The organism is Catenovulum sp. 2E275 (genome assembly GCF_025515275.1).
Classification (GTDB): domain Bacteria; phylum Pseudomonadota; class Gammaproteobacteria; order Enterobacterales; family Alteromonadaceae; genus Catenovulum.
Genome location: NZ_JAOPFU010000012.1, coordinates 1 through 19443, shown reverse-complemented (window position 1 = coordinate 19443; position 19443 = coordinate 1). Strand labels below are relative to the sequence as shown.

Sequence of the window (19443 nt, the reverse complement as noted above, 5' to 3'; positions counted from 1 at the left end):
AAAAAAGAAAGAAAAACCTATTCAATCGAATTTAAAGAAGAAGCTTTAAAATAAGCAAGTAAAGTCGGTGTAGCACAAGCAGCCAGATAGTTAGGCGTATATGAGTTCCAATTATACTATTGACGCAGTGTAGCTCAGAAGAAAGCTTCTACTTCAGATTGAGAAATCATCTTATCAGCAGAAAATGCTAGGTTAAAACGCCAACTGGCAGAACAAGCCGAGGAGCTAGAAATCCTAAAAAGGCGGCAACCTACTTCGCGAAAAATCAAAAATAGCACGTTTGAATTTATGCACGAGCACCGTCAATCGTATCATATTGTACGATTGGCGTGCGTTTCGCCAAGTGGGTATTATGCATGGTTAAAAGCAAACCAACAGCCAAGTGAACGCCAAAAAGCTCAGCAAATTAGAGATGAAAAAATCAAAGTTGCTTTCGAAAATAGCAAAGAGCGAGATGGTGTAAATAGAAGAAAAAAGCCCTTAATTCAAAGTAAGTTTAAGGGCAAGACAATCATAATTTTTGAGGATCTAATATATATTGTTCATAATCAGTTCCGACCTTATCAATCATCGGATTTTTAAATTTAAATAGACGACGCTCTTTCAAATTAGCAAATTGGATTTTTTCTAAAAAATAAGATTTCCAAAGTTCAATTAGTTCACCAGATTCATAAGATTGTTTCAATCCTTGCTCTATTCTCTGGCCCAATTTAACATTTTCAGGGTTGGTAAAAAAAAACTTAGGTAATGGATAATATATACACAGATTAGTATCATAAGCTAATCCATCAATATACTTATATTTATCCCATTCGCGTTTTAGTTCATGCGCACCAAGAGGAAATAAATCACCTCTTTTATTTGCAGCCATAAAAAAAAGACCTTCAATATATCTCCCTTCAATGACTTTAAAACCTTGAGAGCGTAAAATATCACCATCTAACCATCCACGTCCTTGTATCATTTTTAATTGAATTACATTTTCTTTATTCCGAATATTAGATAATTTGAGTTTATTTTCTTGAGAAGTTAATCCAACTCTGTATCCTGATGCCCCTAGGTCAACTGGGAACTCTATGGCAAGTAATTTATTAACTAAATCATTCGAGACTGAATCTTTATATACCATATTTGTATATTCATTATCTTCAGCTTCAACTCTTAATCGACTATAACTAGGCGTTGTATCTCCTGGTCTTATAACGAGTTCATACTCTCCATATTCAGCTAGTGTTTTATCCAAAGCTAATTTTAAGAGATTATATTCATATTGCGTTCTTGCATCTCCTTCAACTCCTGTAGCATAGGTCACAATCGTTTTTGAATTCGCCTCAGAACAAGCTAATAAAATGCTAAACAGTAATAAAATTAAGATATATTTCATATATTACCTCCATCCCCAATATACATTGTCAACAATAAACAATCAATAAAAACAAAGGGTATAGTATTAAATTTGGTAATATATTGTGGTGTAAATTTGAGGGTTATCACAAAATCAGCAGAGTAGTTAAACCAATGTGAATAAAGTTAGGTTAGGCTTAGAATAGAATAAATTTTAATTAAAGTAAGACTCAGAACTAAAAAGGCAGACTTTATTAATATAGTCTGCCTTTAAATGGGATTAAAATAAGTTTATTTCTCCATTAAATAAACTGTTTTCTTTTCCAAATACTGTTCTAAACCAAATTTACCGTCTTCACCACCAAAACCACTTTGCTTCCAACCATTATGAAAACCTTGGTGTTGTTCACCCATACCACGGTTTACGTATACTTCACCCACATCTAAGTCGTTAATAAACTTATTAATGTCGAAGAAGTTTTTCGTGTAAACATAAGCACTTAAACCATAAATACTGTCATTACAGAATTCAATGGCTTGGTCGGCATCTTTAAATTTTACAACAGGTAAAACTGGGCCAAAGGTTTCTTCATGTACCGCAATGTTGGATTGCTCAACATCCACCAAAACTGTTGGCTCGTACCAACAACCACCTTCAAAACCTTCAATTTTAGCCACTTGACCGCCAGTTGCTATAGTAGCGCCTTGCTTAACAGACTCTTTTACAATGTGATCAATATTGTCTATTTCACGTTGATTACATTTAGGGCCCATTTGGCTGGCATGATCCATAGGATCGCCAACTTTCAAACCTTTAACTTGTGGTAAAAATTTAGCCATAAATTCGTCATATACTCTTTCATGAACATATAAACGCTCAACACAAGTACATACTTGACCACAGTTTGTAAAACGTCCCCACAGAGCGCCTTCAACGGCTTGGTCTAAATCAGCATCATCCATTACTACCATAGGTGCTTTACCACCAAGCTCTAACATAACTGGTGTCATGTATTCAGCACTGGTTTTGTAAATTTGCTTACCTGCATAGGTAGAACCAGTCATAGTAATCATTTTGGTAATTGGGCTTTCACATAAAGCTTGACCCACTACCGAACCTGAACCGTTAATTATGTTTAACACACCTGCAGGCACACCCGCTTCAACCGCTAAACGACCTAACTCGGTTGTTGCCAGTGGTGTTTCTTGCGTTGGTTTTAATACCATAGTGTTGCCAGTAATCAACGCAGGTCCAATTTTACGACCAGCAAGCGCTAATGGAAAATTCCAAGCGGTAATACCTACAACCACACCACGCGGTACTTTGTGGATGTAAATTTTCTCGTCTTGATTGTCTGAAGGTAAAATATCACCTTCAATAGTTAATGCGTTGTCGCAAGCGTATTCGATAAAAGTTGCGGTAACTTCAACTTCCATTTCAGCAACAGCAATCAATTTACCTTGCTCAGCAACCAACATAGGTGCTAACACATTTTTTGCTTCACGAATTTTTTGCGCGAAGTTACGTAAGATTTTTTGGCGTGTTCGCGCAGTTAATTTTGCCCAAGCTTTTTGCGCTTTATTAGCAGTTTCCAAAGCAAACTGGGCATCTTCAGCGCAACCTTTTGGAATTTCGCCAATTTTCTCGCCAGTTGATGGGCTTAATATGTCAATAGTGCCTTCGGCATACGATTTAACATACTCGCCATTAATAAAGTTTACGTTGTTTTGGAAATTCATAGATTATCTCCCCATCCAGCCGCCATCTACTAAAAGAATGGCGCCATTTACGTAGTTTGCAGCTTCAGAAGCTAAGAAAACAGCAGGACCTTTAAAGTCTTCTGGTTTACCCCAACGTCCTTGTGGAATACGACCTAAAATTGCAGCACTACGTTCAGGGTCGTTACGTAAGGCCTCTGTATTGTCAGTGTCGATATAACCTGGAGCGATAGCGTTTACGTTTACGCCTTTGCCAGCCCATTCATTTGATAATGCCATAACCAACTGACCAATTGCGCCTTTACTTGCCGCATAACCAGGGACAGTAATACCACCTTGGAAAGTTAACAATGAGGCAGTGAAGATAATTTTACCTTCGCCCCGCGCAACCATCTCTTTACCAATTTCACGGCTTAATACAAATTGTGAATTTAAGTTAACGTCGATAACTTTATCCCATAACTCGTCACCATGCTCCGCTGCTGGCGCACGTAAGATAGTGCCTGCGTTATTAATTAAAATATCGATTTTTGGGAAATCGGCTTTTACCTTTTCAATAAAAGCGTATAAAGCTTGGCGATCACCAAAGTCACATTGATACGCTTTAAAGTTGCGGCCTAGTGCTTTAACTTCTTTTTCAACTTCTGAGCCTTCAAGTTCTAAGTTAGCTGAAACCCCAATAATATCCGCACCAGCTTCAGCTAAACCTAACGCAATACCTTTACCAATACCGCGTTTACAGCCAGTAACTAAGGCAACTTTACCTTCTAAACTAAATTTTTCTAACATAATAAAATCTCTTACTTAACTGTAGGCTTACTCAGCATTACATTCAACTAAAGCTTTCATGCCTTGTGGGTTGTTGTCCATGCTCGCAAACGCGTCACCAATATTTGAAAGTGGGTTAACCGAGCTGATAAATGGCGCTACATTTACTTTGCCAGAGGCGATTAAGTCGATTGCCCAGTCAAAATCCTCAGCTTCGTATACACGCGCACCTAATAACTCTAGTTCTTTCCAGAAGAATTGGAATAAATCGATTTCAGGTTTTTGCGAGTGAATAGCAACCATAACGATACGACCACGACGGCCAGCAATTTGAGTCATAGCATCAATTGCAGGCTTAACACCAGATACTTCAAATACAACGTCAGCGCCTTTAGTGCCTGTCCATTCATCAACAAATTTAGCTAAGTCAGTTTCTAATGGATTTACAGATTCAACACCTAACTTTTCAGCAAACGCACGGCGTGATTCATTTGGCTCAGAAACCAAAACATCCGCACCCACACTTTTAGCAACAGCAGCAACTAATTGACCAATTGGACCACCACCTAACACAACCGCTTTTTCACCGGCTTGTAAGCGTGAGCGACGAATGTCATGGCAAGCAACTGATAAAGGCTCGATTAACGCACCTTGTTTTAAGTTAACGTCTGCAGGTAATTTGTGCAAAGTACGCGCTTTAACAGTCCAATTTGATTGGAAAGCACCAGGAGAGTCTATGCCCATAAACTTTAAATTTTGGCAAATATGCGTATAACCTGCCTTACAAGTTGGGCACTCACCACACCAATCTAAAGGTCTAACAACAACCTTTTCGCCAATATTAAACCCTTCGACACCTTCACCAATTTCTGTGATAGTGCCTGACATTTCATGACCTATCGTTTGAGGCGGATTAACTCTAGCGTCCATGACGCCATGATAAATGTGCATATCAGTTCCACAAATACCAACATAACCGACCGCAATTTTCACCTCACCAGCTAGAGGCTTCTGCTCTGTACCAGGGATAATGTTAAATTGTTTACCGCCAATATATTGTGCTGCGATCATAATAATTAACCTCTAAGATTGTTTGACTAAAAATGAATTAACTAACGTTGGATCAAACTCAACCCCTGTTCCTACTACATTAGGTGCTACAGCATTACCTTGTTTATCAAGAACAAAAGGTTGTTTTATATATTCGTGGATAGGAAACGAGTGAACTTCCATATAACCAGCATGAGGTTGAGACGACATCAGCGAAACATGCAACTCATGCATACCATGAGTACAAATTGGCAAATTATTTATATACGCCAATTCTGCGACTTTCATCCAACCAGTAATACCACCAATATTTGATGCATCTGGTTGTAAAAATCCCAATTTTGCCTGCTGGACAGCGTAATTAAATTCATAAACTGTATGCAGGTTTTCCCCCATAGCTAAAGGAATAGAAGTAGCTTGAGCAATTCGAGCATATCCAAGGTAATCATCAGGAATTGTTGGTTCTTCAAACCATTTAATATCATATTTTTCTATTGCTTTCGCAAAGCGAATAGCTGTTTCAACTGGCAATGAATAATTGGCATCAACCATAAAAATAGTATCATCACCAATTAGCTTCCTTACAGATTCAACTCGAGCTACATCTTCACGATAATCAGCCTTACCGACTTTGATTTTTACCCCTTTGAAACCTTTATCTAGATACCCTTGAATATTATTGAGTAATTTTTCTTCTGAAAAGTTTAAGTCAATTCCTCCAGCATAACAGCGAGTCCTGTCATTAGACCCTCCCGCAACTTTCCATAAAGGTTCGCCTAATTGCTTACAACGAATATCCCATAGGGCAATATCTACAGCAGAAATTGCAAAGCTTAATAACCCACCTCTTCCAACATAATGTAAATGGTATGTCATTTCTTCCCATATGTGGCTTATTCGACTTGCATCTTTACCAAGAAGAATAGGTTTTAATTCATCTTCAATTAAAGAATAAATAGCCCGACCACCTTTTCCACCTGTATAGGTATACCCAATGCCTTCAATACCGTTTGAACAAGTAATCTTCGATACAATCACTTCAAAATGAGTATGATCACCATGTTTCGCATCACTTAAAACTTCAGCTAATGGAATTTGGTAATACTCTGTTTTAATAGAACGAATTCTTAAATCTACTGAATGTATACTCGATATATCAGCTTTACTTGTTGAATTGACCATAAACACACCTAAAACATTCACAATTTATATTCAATTGTACATTGTTAACAATATTATTCAAATAATTATATGCCTTTTTCTTAAAATTTTTATAGTAAAAACCTAAGGCATTGATAAAAAAACAAATAAAAACTAGAAATGCTGAACAATCATTCTTAAGTCAGAACTTGATTTACTACTTACTGAACATTATTTTTTATTTTAGATGTATAAGACATTCATTAGGGCTAAGAAGGCATAGCTTAAGTAGATATTTGTCATATAATTTGCTAGCCAATGTTATGCAAAAGTATTAGAATCCTATAATTAATATTAATTAATTTAATGTATATGGTTTACAATCATTTATTCTTTTACATTAAATAGCGGAACCAGATTATGAATAAAAAAATCAAAATAATTCCTGTTCGCGAACAAATAGCAGATGCACTTAGATCCGATATTATTTCTGGCGAATTACAAGCAAATACAAAATTAAATGAACAACAATTAGCTGAACGTTTTGGCGTTTCTAGAGGACCCATTAGGGATGTTTTATTAAAGTTGACGAAAGAAGGATTATTAGTCAGTAAAAATAATGTAGGTTCATCCGTTAGTAGCCCGCTTTCGGCCGATATGCAAAAATTAAGTATAGAAATTCGACGGAAAATTGAAGAATTTGCAATAAAGAACCTAATCGGGCATACCACTGAAAAACAGCTTGAAGATTTAGACTATATAATTGAAAGAATGCAAGAGCATTTTGATAAAGAAGAATTCACTGAGTTGACAAAAGCAGATATTGAATTCCATCAATATATGGTCAATTTAGCTGGAGGAGAAGACCTAGTGAATATCTGGTATCCTATAGTTATGCGTATGCGTATGAACTATCAAAGAATAAAAACATCACAAGCGCTTGTTGACGAACATAAGCATATTGTGGATGGTATCCGTAATGGAGATGTAAAGGAAGCAATAGCAGCTTTACGTAAAAATATAAAATAAATAAAGAGCTTAGTTAACTAAGCTCTTTTAACATTTAACATACTATTTTACAAAATTAACAGGGTAAATTTCTTCGTCATACATATCCCCATTACTTGAAGTAAATGTAGCCCTCAGTGAATAAAAGTGACCTTCCATCAAATCTTGAGTTGGTGCAATGCCATTCAACGGCAGTTTAAATTTCACTATACCGGATAGCGTATTAATTGCACTAGGTTCAGCTAATACAATATCTTTCACCGGAATCCCGTCATGATTAAAGTGGCGTAACCACAAACGAATCCCACCTTCATCAGCTGAAACCACTTTATGACCCGCTCCCGCATGATATTTAACAGTTACCTCTACTTCCTGGGCTACTTTAATTGGCTGGTTAGCAAATTTATTCGCCTCAACAATTTCAATATATGGCTTAATGTAAGGTTGAACTTTAAAGGTCAGTGAAGCCTTCACCTTGTTATCCGCTTTGGCTAGTGCTGAAATCACCACCTCGCCAGCTTGTTTGGCTTCAACTAAACCACTTTCGCTAACGATTGCAATTTCAGTGTTACTGCTTGTCCATTGCAAATCTGCATTATCGGGTTGCAATGGCATAATCAAAGCAGAAATTGACACATTTTTACCTGCTATGATTTCACTTTGCGAAGCGGTTAAAGCAACAGACTGTATGGGTTTAGCGTACCATTTTACAATTTCAAACTCGGCGCTTGCCGATAAACCATTCGCGGCACTGGTTGCGGTAATAGTGGCGTTTTTGCCTAATTCACCAATGGCTTCAACCACACCTGAATCTGACACTTTCAAAACACGCTCATCGCTACTGCTCCAGCTAACGGTTTTATCAGCGTAATTTGGCGAAAAAGTAAGGCTTAACTGGCTGCTTGCACCTTGTCGTATTTTAAAAGATTCAGCCTCAATTGATAATTTCACCGGATCAAGCTTGTTAGTATCAAACAAGGCATTGACCGATTTTTCATTAAACTCAACCGTCTCGCCATTGCGCCATCTCACTGTAATTTTTTCTATCTTGTCAGCTTGTCCTAAACCAAAATGAACAATATTGAGTAAACTCTGTGAGAATATTTCACCTGCAGAGCCAACACGCTTTGTGTATGTTTGACTCGCCGTTTTCACTGTAACTTCAGCAGAGAAAGCATCAATATTCGAGTTAGGCGCGTAACCTACTCTGACCAAAGCGTAATTACCAGCCTGTGACGTTTGGTTGTCGTATAAATACCATTGTCCAAATTCACTACCGCTTAATAAATCCAGATCTCCGTCTAAATCAAAGTCAAAGGCTTGGCCCATATCACCATAGCCTGGTCCACCAACATCATTGGCACCATGCATGGTCAAAGTTTCAAAACGAGATTGCCCTGTATTAACTAGCATTAAATCTGAAATTCTGTGACCAACATTGCCCCAACGGTAAACAAACAAATCTTGCATCCCGTCGTTGTTAAAGTCGCCGTGGGTTACACCCATTGAATTGCCGCCTGGTGCGATATTCCACTGTTCTGAAACATCTACAAATTTACCGTTATCGTTTCTTAATAGGTAGTCTTGGAGGTTACGATTTTGTGGGATAAATTTAGGGGTAAAGCCTGTAACGCCGGTTAAATTAAAGCGGTATGACCAGAAAATATCATCTTCACGGACTAAAGCTGCCTTCCAGCGACCGTCACCCAAATAACCAAAATAAACACCGTTTTCAGTAAAGTCATCTGGCCAGCCGTTTGCTTGTTCGGCTGTGAATTCAAAAGTCTCACCGCTAGGAACTGGCGTTTTAGTTTTGCCTTTACCCAAGAATATTGGATAAGCCTTACCGCGATAGCCTTTTTGACCTAAATAGTAGTAATAATCCAGTTTAAGCTGACCTTCAGAGGTAAATTCCCATTCGTCTACACCGGCATAACCACGCGGTTTAACCGACAATACTTGGCTGTCTGGGTCAAAATCAACCGACGGTGTTTCGCCTTCGCCATGCTCGAATTCATAACCTCGGGCAATATATAAATCTAAGTCACCGTCGTTATCTATATCAATATCGGTAATAGCATTAATATGCAGTGCATCAGCAACCGCTTGTGGGAATTGATCATTAATGCGAGTAAAAGTAAAGTCGCCATTGCCGAGCCAAGCTGAAAAACCAACAGGTTCGGAATGGCCGAATAAAATAATATCTTCAATATGATCGCCATTTAAATCTGTCACTAAAGCGCGCTCAGGTCTTTGATCCTGAATGCCCTCTACTGATTTAAACTTAAATTTACCTTGGCCATTATTTTCGTAAAAAAAGTGTTGTGGTGTTTCATTGGCAAGGCCAGTTTCATTGACAATTAAAAAGTCCAGATCGCCATCTAAATCGAAATCGCCCCATCTGGCACCTCGACCGCGGCCACCACGATCAATACCAATATCACCGGTATAGCGGATTAGTTCATTATTGTCGTTTAAATAAAAATTAGAGCGAGATGGATTTTTCCCATTACCGCCGCCCTGTGTCAGAATTAAATCTAAATCGCCATCAAGGTCATAATCTGCCAGTGCAGTGCCGTGTAAATCTTGCATAAACCAGCGCGATAAATCTTTATGATGTTTTTTGAATGTGCCATCACCGTTATTCCAATACAACTTACTGGTTTCGGCATTATGGTTATTGGCAATAAAATCATAATCACCGTCATTATCAATATCCGCAATACTAGGGCCACCGTATTTAATAGAATCAGCTTTATCTAACCCTGCCTGAACAGAAATATCTTGATACTTTGGTACAACTAAATCATTCACATCAACCAATTTAAACTGATTGATAGTTAAATCGGCAGCCAAGCTCTTAATTTTAAGCTCTACCGCACCAGCTTGCTCAAATTGCACCAAAGCATTTAACACTTGCTGTCCTTGCTTAGGTACGTTCAAACTGTCTACTAATAATTGTCCGTTTGCGTACACGCTAACAGTGGCATAACTCGCCGAATTAGTAACATCTAAAATCAATTTTTTAGTTAAACTGCCTGAAACTATATAACCTTGCGTGTATGCGTTACTAGGCGTAATTACAAATGAAGATTGAACCTGTTCGCTGTTTCCGCAAGTGCTCAGTCCAATAAATGTTGCAGCTAATAAGGGGAAAATTCGAACAAAAGGTTTTAGTTTTAAGTTAGCCATATATGTCTCATTTTTCAGAATGTCAGAAATAACAAAACTCACGTCCATGTGAGTTTTGTTGGGGGAGATGGTTACTGATTATTTTTGTTTTAAATCACCAAATCTTCGCTCGTACAGCTCTTCGTGTAATTCGCGTGCCGCTTTAACCATAGCGTTATAAGGCACGTCGGTTACCGATACAAAGCCAACGTTGTAGTTTTCACCGTCGTATGCGCGACCGGTAATTGGAGAATCTAGATATTGAAACCAATGTGCCCCAATAAAATAGTCATTATCTATAATCGAGTGCATGTAATCCTTGTACATTCTTGCTCTATCTTCTTGGTTAGCAGCGTGAACCAATCCAGGGTGGAAGAAGCCTGATGCTGTTGTACCCATATGGAATTCACCAATTACAGTTGGCATATCTAGATCTTCTAAAAACGCCCATTTTTTCTTGGTTAAACCTTCTTTGTACAAATTAAAGCTGACTACATCGACATATTTTTTCGATGCCTGAACAACAGGCATAGGCATACCCCAATCGGCAAATCGAACCCCCATGTACATATGGTTTGGCATATATTTTTCGAGTTTAGCGTCGACAATTCGGAAATATTCACTTGCGTATTCAAATAAAAGTTTTTCGTAATCGGCAACTTGTTGCGCGTTGGCTTCGTCTAACTTACTATTAAAGCTCCCTTGTTGAAACGCATCCCAAGAAGCTATATTTGTATTCCAAGCTTGGTTTAACTTAGCAATATTTTCATATTTAGCCCGCATTTGTTCAGTAAACATATTTTTAGTCGGTGATTCAGCACCGTTTTGCGTGAGCGTATGGATGACAATCCCCAACTCAGTTGTTTTCGATTCAGGACGTCCCCAACTTTTTTCATTGTCAATGAAAACCCCTACACACCATGGGCTGTTGTTTACTTCTTTGGCAACTTGTTTAATTGTTGCATCAGCACGCTCTTCAAACTTAGGATCAAATACATCTGGCAATCCACCCCAGAAATCATTACCACTAGAAACAGTTTTAAAGTCACCGATTATCCAACCGTTTGCGAAATATGGTATACGAGCATTGTCGTAATACATAGGATCGATCCAATTACCGAACGAAGTAAACCCCCAGCTCAACATGCGATCCACTGTTACTTTTGACCAGTCCTCAAGGTAAGAATAAGGGGTCGTTTCACCATATTTACGTTCTAAGTTTGCCATGTAAAAACTAAATACTTCACCACGCTCAAGTGGGCCCGAGTGGGCACCACGGCGATAACCATAACTGCTAGCTAATGGATCGTTGTAATCAGGTAACCACTCAAACATGTTAGCCCGTGTTTCAGAAACTAACTTGCGCGTAGGGATAGCATTTTTTGGAGGTGGGTTTAACCCTTGAGAATCTTCTGGGGTTAGCTCGTCGGCGCTACGTTGGTTTATAACGTTTTGATCAAAATCATAACCTGTAAGGGTAGTCGCATTCGACATCCTAACGTTATCAATGCCCGTAGTGAAATATAAATAACCTTCAGGATCAACTAACGACCATTTATCACCAACTTTTTCAGTTCTAAAGTAACCAGTCGCGGCTAATTTAGGGCCCTCTTTCCAGCCACTGAATTTAGAACGGTCAGATAATTTTTCGCCATTATTTAAACGTGCGAGTTCCTTTTCTTTTACTTCAAGAAGCTCTTTTTCAGAATGAATTTTTTCTTCATATTCCAAACGAGTTGGTTGACCAAATTTATCAACTATACCTTCTAGGTATTGTTTATTCATTTTAGGGTTAGGCATCACCCTAACATTATCTATTGTTACTTCTTTGTCATGTAAGTTGTATTGAACACTTAATGAAATTTGTTTTATGCCTTTGGTATCGAGATTTTTTGTCCCCCACATCCAAATAAATTGTACTTGGTCTGATTCCCAAGTTGCAGGGTTAGAACGCAAACCTGAACTTAAATTCAATTCAACATTTTCACCGTGTTTATTATCTGGGCTAACTAAATCGTGACCGGCCATTTTTGAATAGTAGGTTTTAGCACTACCTACTGGTACATTGACACTACGAGTATAAACTTGACCATTATGATCATATACATTCAAAAATAATTGGGTTGAATATTGCCCTTGATTAGAGATATCAAATGCAATGCTGAAACTATCTAAGTCGCTCCAATCCCAAGCTTGAGTCGGAGTAAAATTAATTGCCGAATACTCATGTTTTTTAGAATGAAATTTAACATTCAGCGCTTTATTACCTTTGGTAACACCTTTCGAGACGACACTCCCCTCTGCATTAATAAGCTGGACTTCAACAGGTAGCGTAGCTGATTCAAAATCAAATAAAGTCTTTTCTAAAGGTTGCTCTTGTACCTCATTTGTTTGACACCCAAGTAATGCCATACTGGCAACAGAAAGTGCCGATAGCGTAAAGTTTTTATTTTTTCGATCTATATAACTTAATTTTTTCATAACCCAACGACCTCTATGGTGTATCTTAACACTTAAAAATTGTAGATAGTTAACAATAACGAGTAAAAAATGTAAAGTATTTATTAAACATATTGACATATTTATATTTTGTATACATTCTACAATTAATGTTAATTAATAACCGAGCTTTAAACATGAAATTACAAATTTTAGTATTAATAAAGATGATGAGAGCTGTAATTATCATGCTTTCTTTTTCTTCGATGGCTTTAATTGCAGATCCTGTATCTGATTTTTTAAATGAAGGTAAAGCTACTCCTCCTTGGAAATTAAGTATAGGGAATGCTCTAGCTTGGGGAATACCAATTGAGAATCAAGCAGGTAAAACTAAACGAGGTAACTTAACTGTCGAACCAATTAGTATAGAAAAAGAGAATGATGCAATAAAAGTAAAATGGCGCGGGAGAAATAAACAAGCTGCTTGGTTTTCAAATATAACACTTAATAGCCATAAAATAGATCTATCTTCTGTAGAAAATGTTGCTGCACTTGAAATTCAACTAAGAATAATCGAGTTGCCGAGCTCAATTGCTAAAATAGCTATGCGTTGTAACTGGTCTAATAAATGTGAAAGCGAACTGGCATTAAATCCTATTTTCAATCAAATGCCTAAAAACGAATGGACGGCACTCACTTTACCATTAAACTGTTTTAACAAAGACGGGAATTTTGATTTCAAAAATCTAACAGATATTTTTTCAATCTCCACTCAAGGGAAAATGGAGTTAGATTTGGCCAAAGCATATTTAGTTGCATTGCCAGAAGGAAGCAAAGGTTGTAAATAATTATTTGTGTGATTCATAGAGATCGTTTCAATCTGGCGATCTCTAAATCACGTTTATAGTTAGCATCTTGAATCCTTTCAGCAGAAGGCGCATCCAATTGTAGTAATGCTGCCACTCTGCGATCTGTTCATCCAAATCTTCAGAGTGAACATCAATGGTCGCATAAAACTCTGTTTTATCAGTTTTCTGAGAACGCTTAACTTTTCCATTTAAGTGGGGAGAACTAGGCTTATTTGGGCGAAACTTTATTCCCAGCTCCATCAAATATTTTTGTACTTTTTCAGCAAAAAATTCTCGGCCTCGATCAGTTTGAATTCGCTGAATCGGAAATGGCATTTCTTCTACTACATGCCCGATAAAATCAAGAGTATTTGCAGCTGTACGACGCTTATAAACCCTTAGAACACGGTAACGAGTGCAGTCATCTACCGAGGTATATTGGTAAAGTCCTGGCGCTAGCTTACACGTATCCATTTGAACTCTGTCACCAGGTAAAGGACGTTCGTATCTAATGTAATCAAGTTTACGACGATACTTTTTAACTGGTTAAACATCGTTTTTTGCTAGAACCTTTTGAATCGTAGCCATAGATAACGATATCTCATGAAGCCTTCCTTACTCACTTTCAAGACGTCTTGCACCTAAATTTTTAGCTCTTCTTAATTCAAGAATTATTGACTCTACTTTTAATGAAACTTTTTGATTAGGTGAGTTATGAGGACGCCTACTTTGGCTATGGAGGCCATCATCCACCACTTTCGTAGTGTTGGTCTAGTATGCCACATCTGCGGCATACTAGACCTGCATCATTTGTTTCTTCGTATAGCTTAACCCAAGTAAGCCGTTGTTGAATTTCTCTGTTCATAGATAGAGATTATATTGAAATGATGTCTATGAATCACACATATCATTTTTTAGTGCTATCGTATTAATATTATGGAGAAGCCAGATACAGTGAACTAATTAAGGCAGGTGTTAAATCCATATTCAGTTTTGACCTCACGTCTCACTTTAACTGACTAAAAACGAGGATTTGCAATTGAAAATATAATCACCGTCTTTAGGCTGAAAATCACTGAATTACGGTTTATAAAACTTTCTGAAAGAAATTACACTAACTTTACCCACATTAAATCACATTGTAGATAATGACTTATTTTTTAACCTCTTTTAATAATAATTAAAAAATGCAGAATTATTATATTCTCTTGCCACCATGCTCAAAGTTATATTATTTTCATACTGCCGAGGCAAAATTTCAAATCGATATATTACAAAAGCTTGTTAAATCAATTTACTTAAACCCCACAAAAATATCGCATGTGATTTTTTTAGAAAGGTTAGATTTATTCAACATCCTATACTTCATTCATATTATCTATTAATGATAATATTTTATTTTTCTTTTCTAACGAAAGATCTTTCGATAACTTTATTGTTACAGAACCATCTCGCGCATTAGTGACTTTTATGTGGGATATATTGTTCTTTGTTTGTCCATCTAACATTTTCTTAAACGCACTAATAACTAAAGTAGGAGTAGATAAAGGTAATCGAAATGTAAGATCTTCTTTGTTGATATCTCTTTCTATAACCTGCCGATATATAGAAGTTAAAGCTTTTAAGTTCCTTATTGACCAATCTAAATTTTTACTACTATCTTTTATCCAATCAGGTAATTTAGCAACGCTAAATTTTAAGTGCATTAAAGTTCGATCCATATTATTCATTCTAGAGTATACTTCTACACTTAATGTAGGATCTAACTCTTTCATTTTTATATATTTATCATACAGATAATCGCATTCACCGATTGCATCAACTTGCTTTCTTCCTGAATTTTCTATTTCAGCAATTTCTTGAGCATCTTTATCTGTCATATTTTCATAAAGATCTATGACTAGTTCTAAACCGCTTTCAATACAGCATCTTCGACGTCTTGAACCGGCTATAACTTCGATTTTACCCTCAGAGTTTATACGGGCATCTACAGCTTGAGTATTCCCCCCTGATTTTTCTATTAAAGGTAGGAGGTCATTTATATCTTTATCTCTTGAAAAGTTTCTTGGATTTCCCTCCCATAAAACTGTATCACTAGCTTTCTTTACAATTCGAACTCCATATATTGTTTTTCTTGCTAATTTTTTTTGAATTTTACCATTTTCAATGATATTCTCTTTTTCTTTAATTAAATCTTGTTCTTGTTTCTTAATCTCTGATGGGTATTTTGCTGTTTTTCCTTCCAGCAAATCTAAGTTAAGTTTCTTTACCATTTCAAAAACCTTTCAATTATATAATACTGTAGAACGTGTTCTACATTAAGTTAACGTCTAATTCGGTTATGTGTTAACTTTCTTTTTCCTTGAATTTCATCAAATAATATTTCGTACATACTCCTCTTGGGATGTTTAATATCGGCTAGCATTAACCCTTCGTCTTGTATTTTTTTCATTTTTTTTACAACCGTTATAGTTGCAGAGGATAAACTTGCATGTGATTCTAGATGTTTAGATACAGCCTTTGCATCCATGACTAGATCTTTAGAATTATGATCCGCTCCAACCACTAATAATCTAGCATCAATCATATAATCAGAGATCAATTCTGATACCATATCTTCAGTATCTATAATAACTTTCAATGTCGGTACCAGTTGATCCATATCAACCTGACATGGTTGAAAGGGCATATAGATCACATCAGAAACTTGAATCGCAGAAGTAAAAGCTTTATTTTCATATCCACCTGTATCAACAAATACATAATCGTAATTTTCATCCAAAGCTTGCAAATCTTTACCAACAGAATCATCCGGCCTTTTCAACTCACTTTTAATGAATGGATACTCTTCAATGCCTTGTTTCAGTCTTTCTGAATTCGTTTCATTTCTTCTTCTTAGATATGTATTCGATGTTTCATTAGTATCAGCATCTACTACACACACACGGTAACCTTTATGTGCAGCCACACAAGCGGTATTTAAGAGAGTTGTACTTTTCCATACCCCCCCTTTTTTATTACCAAATGTAATAACCATTTAAATTCTCCATAGATAAACTATTTTTTTATAAATTTTCACTATTATATATTTATTCTTATTAATATCCATATATTTCGTATTTTCATTTAGTGTAGAACACGTTCTACACTATTGAGGGTAACTAGCTTGTATTAAATATAATATTCAAACACAAAATTAAGTGTGTAGAACGCGTTCTACACATCTCAAAACAATATTAAGAATTGACGGTTGGTAAATAACAATCAATTCTGACGTATAGTTTAAATGCACACTAGCTTAGACGTAATTCTGATAGATGATATTTCTATTCGAACCATCAATCGATAGTTTACCTAATCAAAATTGGTGAAAAACAGCAAAATATACCATTTAGAATCAACTACAGTGAGGTAATGATAACTATAAAAGTATTTCATCTTTAGATTAGCTTGAGTTCAAAACCGAGTATGTTTAACTAGCAAGGGAAAAGCATAATGGACTGGATTTATGAGTTTAAGCTTCATCAGATGATAGATACAATGACAGGGTTAATTTAATAGTTATTCCAAAAGAAAAAAGTATTGCTAATAATTCCATTTTTAATTTTTGGCAACATTCTAATTAATAGGAAAATGCCAGAATGGACAACGTTGTCTTTCGTTTGGGAACCGACATACCCATTTCCCAATAAAGTAAATGACTAGTCGGTATTGGTGAATAAAGAGAGAAGTAGGGTATTAATATTATTTATATATTTGATTAAGCAAATCAACCGTATATGGTTCCACCATTTATTTAATAACACATAAAGTAGAAGGATATACGTTAAAAGGGGAATAAAGTACGAGCTCCACATCGTTTATTCTTCTTCTTTCTGAGCGTTTTTTTTCCCCTATTTATAAGTAAACCTTTCCCTTTAAAACGTTTATCTTTCCTCTTTTTAAGAGTATTTTATTCCACCTTAAAGTAAAAGCTTCCTCTTTAAACACCTAAGCTATTGATTTTATTAATGCTAGGCTAGATCTAGATCAGATCTTTTTATTTTTTATTTAAATAATTAGATCTTATAAAAATTGAGATTCAGACTTACAAATAAATAGTCATCTATAATATGGAAATTTGCAGTCTAAATCCCAAGTAAATATTTTCATCTAAGGTCAGCTATTATTCGTTAATAGAGATAAAGGTTATTAAAATACAATGTTTTGTTGATAACCAAAGGCATTGTATATAAAAAAATATCGTATTTACTTCCACTTTACGTAATCGAACATGATAATAAGGTGGAAGAAAATACGACCACAAATTTGACTAATTATATAGTTAATGTATAAAAATCGATTAATCATTAGTATTAAACATCTTTAGCACACTGTATGCAAAATCAAGAATCAATAGAAAATATTGTTGTAAAAAGTGACAGAGTCGTATCCTTTGCTACGCCTGGAGGGAGTATCACATCTTCCCTTTATAAATGCATGAACGCAGTAATATTGGCGCTACAGAATGATGTAAGACAAAGATTTGATAATTTTGATGATGTAGAAGAAGTATATAGTGACCGAGTATATGATATTCAATTGCCTGTAATAAAATTTATAGAGTATATGGAGTGGAAATCAAATAATAGGCAAGGTGCAAGGCGAGCTATTAGTTTATTAAAAGATTTAAGGGTTGAATGGGATGTTTTAGAGTCTCAAGATGGGAAAGGGAATAAAGTAGGGGGGGCAAGTATTGGGTTTCAAAACTATGTTTCCAGAGCTGAAATAAATGATGGGATTCTTTCTATACGATTGGATCCAGATATTAGACGAACTTTATTAAATACTTCAGAAGCAACATCTCTTGGTGTTGATTTAAGAATCGCTAACGGTGCTTGGTCTGATAAGTATACTCCAATATTATATGAACATTGTTTACTCTTTATAAGAGATGGTCAACGAAGATTTGAGTTAACTGTCCCTATGTTTAGAGAAATAATGAACGTCCCTTACACTATAGAAAATGGCGAAAAAGTATGGACTTACCCAAATTTTAAGGATTTACGTAAATATGTAATCCAAAAGGCGATAAATAATATAAACAGTTTAGAGTTTTTAGATTTTAGAGTCGAAGCTGCTTATGTAGGTAAACCTATTCGTATTATTTCATTTTTTATCAGAAATAAAATACCGTCGTATGCAGAAACACCAGAATATAAAAATTTAAAACAGGACGCGTTAATGCTTTTAGATGAGCGTTGTCTTGAAGCTACATGTAGAGTCTTTTTTAATAAACTAGAAAACTCAGAATTATATTTTGATGAAGAAATTAGTGTTAAACATTTACACTATATAAAGTTTAATATTGAACTTTATGATAAATATGCAACTACAAAGAAAAAACCTTTAGATTACTTTAAGACTTGTTTAAATAATAATTTTGATGCATTTGAAAATGAGTGGATCAAGATACAAAACGAAATGAAATTATTACAAGCTAAAGAGAGTCAAAGAAAGAGGGTGCTCGCTGCTAAACAAAGAGAACAATTGGAGAAGATTGAAGCAGACGCCATAAGAAATTATAAAAAAGAAGTTGCTGATGCTTACCTAAACTCATTATCTGATCTGGAAAAAGATAGCTTTTTTCGTGAAGTTAACGAATATGCGATACGAAAGAACCCAATGATAAAGCCAAAAACTCCTGGATATGATGCTTTACTAAGAATTTACTTATTTGAAGTTCGTTCGCCTGAGTTGCTTGATCCAAAAAAATTAGAAAAACGTGTTGCTGATGCTCAGGATGAATTTTGGAGTACTATAGAAAAAGATTAGTCGTTTTTCCTACCGTTTTTAAGTTGACTGTAGATATAAAGGTGGAGGAAAAAACGTATCTTTCCGACATCCAGTCGTTTTTCCTACCGCTTTAAGTTGACTGTAGATATAAAGGTGGAAGAAAAAACGTATCTTTCCGACA

Annotated in this window: 12 protein-coding genes and 1 pseudogene; 3 read left to right on the top strand and 10 right to left on the bottom strand. The window is 35.9% G+C overall.

The features are described 5' to 3' along the window. Positions 1-511 precede the first annotated feature (511 nt). The 5 genes from N7931_RS08130 to N7931_RS08110 all read right to left on the bottom strand — a co-directional run bounded on the left by N7931_RS08130 (position 512) and on the right by N7931_RS08110 (position 6063). A complete protein-coding gene (locus tag N7931_RS08130) occupies positions 512-1384 on the bottom strand; it encodes a hypothetical protein (protein ID WP_262793280.1) in 873 nt (290 codons plus the stop codon). Between the two features lie 251 nt (positions 1385-1635). Then, entirely contained in the window at positions 1636-3084 is a 1449-nt protein-coding gene (aldA, locus tag N7931_RS08125; protein WP_262793278.1) for an aldehyde dehydrogenase, read from the bottom strand. 3 nt (positions 3085-3087) lie between these two features. Further along, entirely contained in the window at positions 3088-3852 is a 765-nt protein-coding gene (locus tag N7931_RS08120; RefSeq protein WP_262793277.1) for a 2,5-didehydro-3-deoxy-L-galactonate 5-reductase, read from the bottom strand. Between the two features lie 27 nt (positions 3853-3879). Further along, positions 3880-4902: a zinc-dependent alcohol dehydrogenase gene (locus tag N7931_RS08115; protein ID WP_262793275.1), complete on the bottom strand. Its 1023-nt coding sequence runs from the start codon at positions 4900-4902 to the stop codon at positions 3880-3882. Between the two features lie 12 nt (positions 4903-4914). Further along, on the bottom strand, positions 4915-6063 hold the full coding sequence (locus N7931_RS08110; RefSeq protein ID WP_262793273.1) for a mandelate racemase/muconate lactonizing enzyme family protein: 1149 nt from the start codon (positions 6061-6063) through the stop codon (positions 4915-4917). Positions 6064-6441: 378 nt separating this feature from the next. Between N7931_RS08110 and N7931_RS08105 the strand changes: the two genes are divergently transcribed. Then, positions 6442-7050, top strand: coding sequence for a GntR family transcriptional regulator (locus tag N7931_RS08105; protein WP_262793272.1), 609 nt, complete (start codon positions 6442-6444; stop codon positions 7048-7050). A 42-nt stretch (positions 7051-7092) separates the two neighbouring features. On the opposite strand, the gene N7931_RS08100 is transcribed toward N7931_RS08105, so the two are convergent. After that, entirely contained in the window at positions 7093-10221 is a 3129-nt protein-coding gene (locus N7931_RS08100; RefSeq protein WP_262793271.1) for an FG-GAP-like repeat-containing protein, read from the bottom strand. A 78-nt stretch (positions 10222-10299) separates the two neighbouring features. Further along, on the bottom strand, positions 10300-12681 hold the full coding sequence (locus tag N7931_RS08095) for a beta-galactosidase (protein WP_262793269.1): 2382 nt from the start codon (positions 12679-12681) through the stop codon (positions 10300-10302). A 155-nt stretch (positions 12682-12836) separates the two neighbouring features. Between N7931_RS08095 and N7931_RS08090 the strand changes: the two genes are divergently transcribed. Then, positions 12837-13487: a putative glycoside hydrolase gene (locus tag N7931_RS08090; RefSeq protein ID WP_262793267.1), complete on the top strand. Its 651-nt coding sequence runs from the start codon at positions 12837-12839 to the stop codon at positions 13485-13487. 87 nt (positions 13488-13574) lie between these two features. Here the strand turns inward: N7931_RS08090 and N7931_RS08085 are convergent. The 3 genes and pseudogenes from N7931_RS08085 to N7931_RS08075 all read right to left on the bottom strand — a co-directional run. Beyond that, positions 13575-14352: pseudogene (locus N7931_RS08085) on the bottom strand (DDE-type integrase/transposase/recombinase); the annotation flags it as partial. Positions 14353-14845: 493 nt separating this feature from the next. After that, the gene (locus N7931_RS08080) at positions 14846-15760 is read right to left on the bottom strand and encodes a ParB N-terminal domain-containing protein (protein ID WP_262793266.1); all 915 of its coding nucleotides are present in this window, start codon (positions 15758-15760) and stop codon (positions 14846-14848) included. Positions 15761-15810: 50 nt separating this feature from the next. Beyond that, positions 15811-16524 carry a ParA family protein gene (locus N7931_RS08075; protein ID WP_262793265.1) on the bottom strand — a complete coding sequence of 238 codons (714 nt, stop codon included), beginning with the start codon at positions 16522-16524 and terminating at the stop codon, positions 15811-15813. A 1340-nt stretch (positions 16525-17864) separates the two neighbouring features. Here N7931_RS08075 and N7931_RS08070 point away from each other — a divergent pair. After that, positions 17865-19301 carry a replication initiation protein gene (locus N7931_RS08070; protein WP_262793263.1) on the top strand — a complete coding sequence of 479 codons (1437 nt, stop codon included), beginning with the start codon at positions 17865-17867 and terminating at the stop codon, positions 19299-19301. Positions 19302-19443 lie beyond the last annotated feature (142 nt).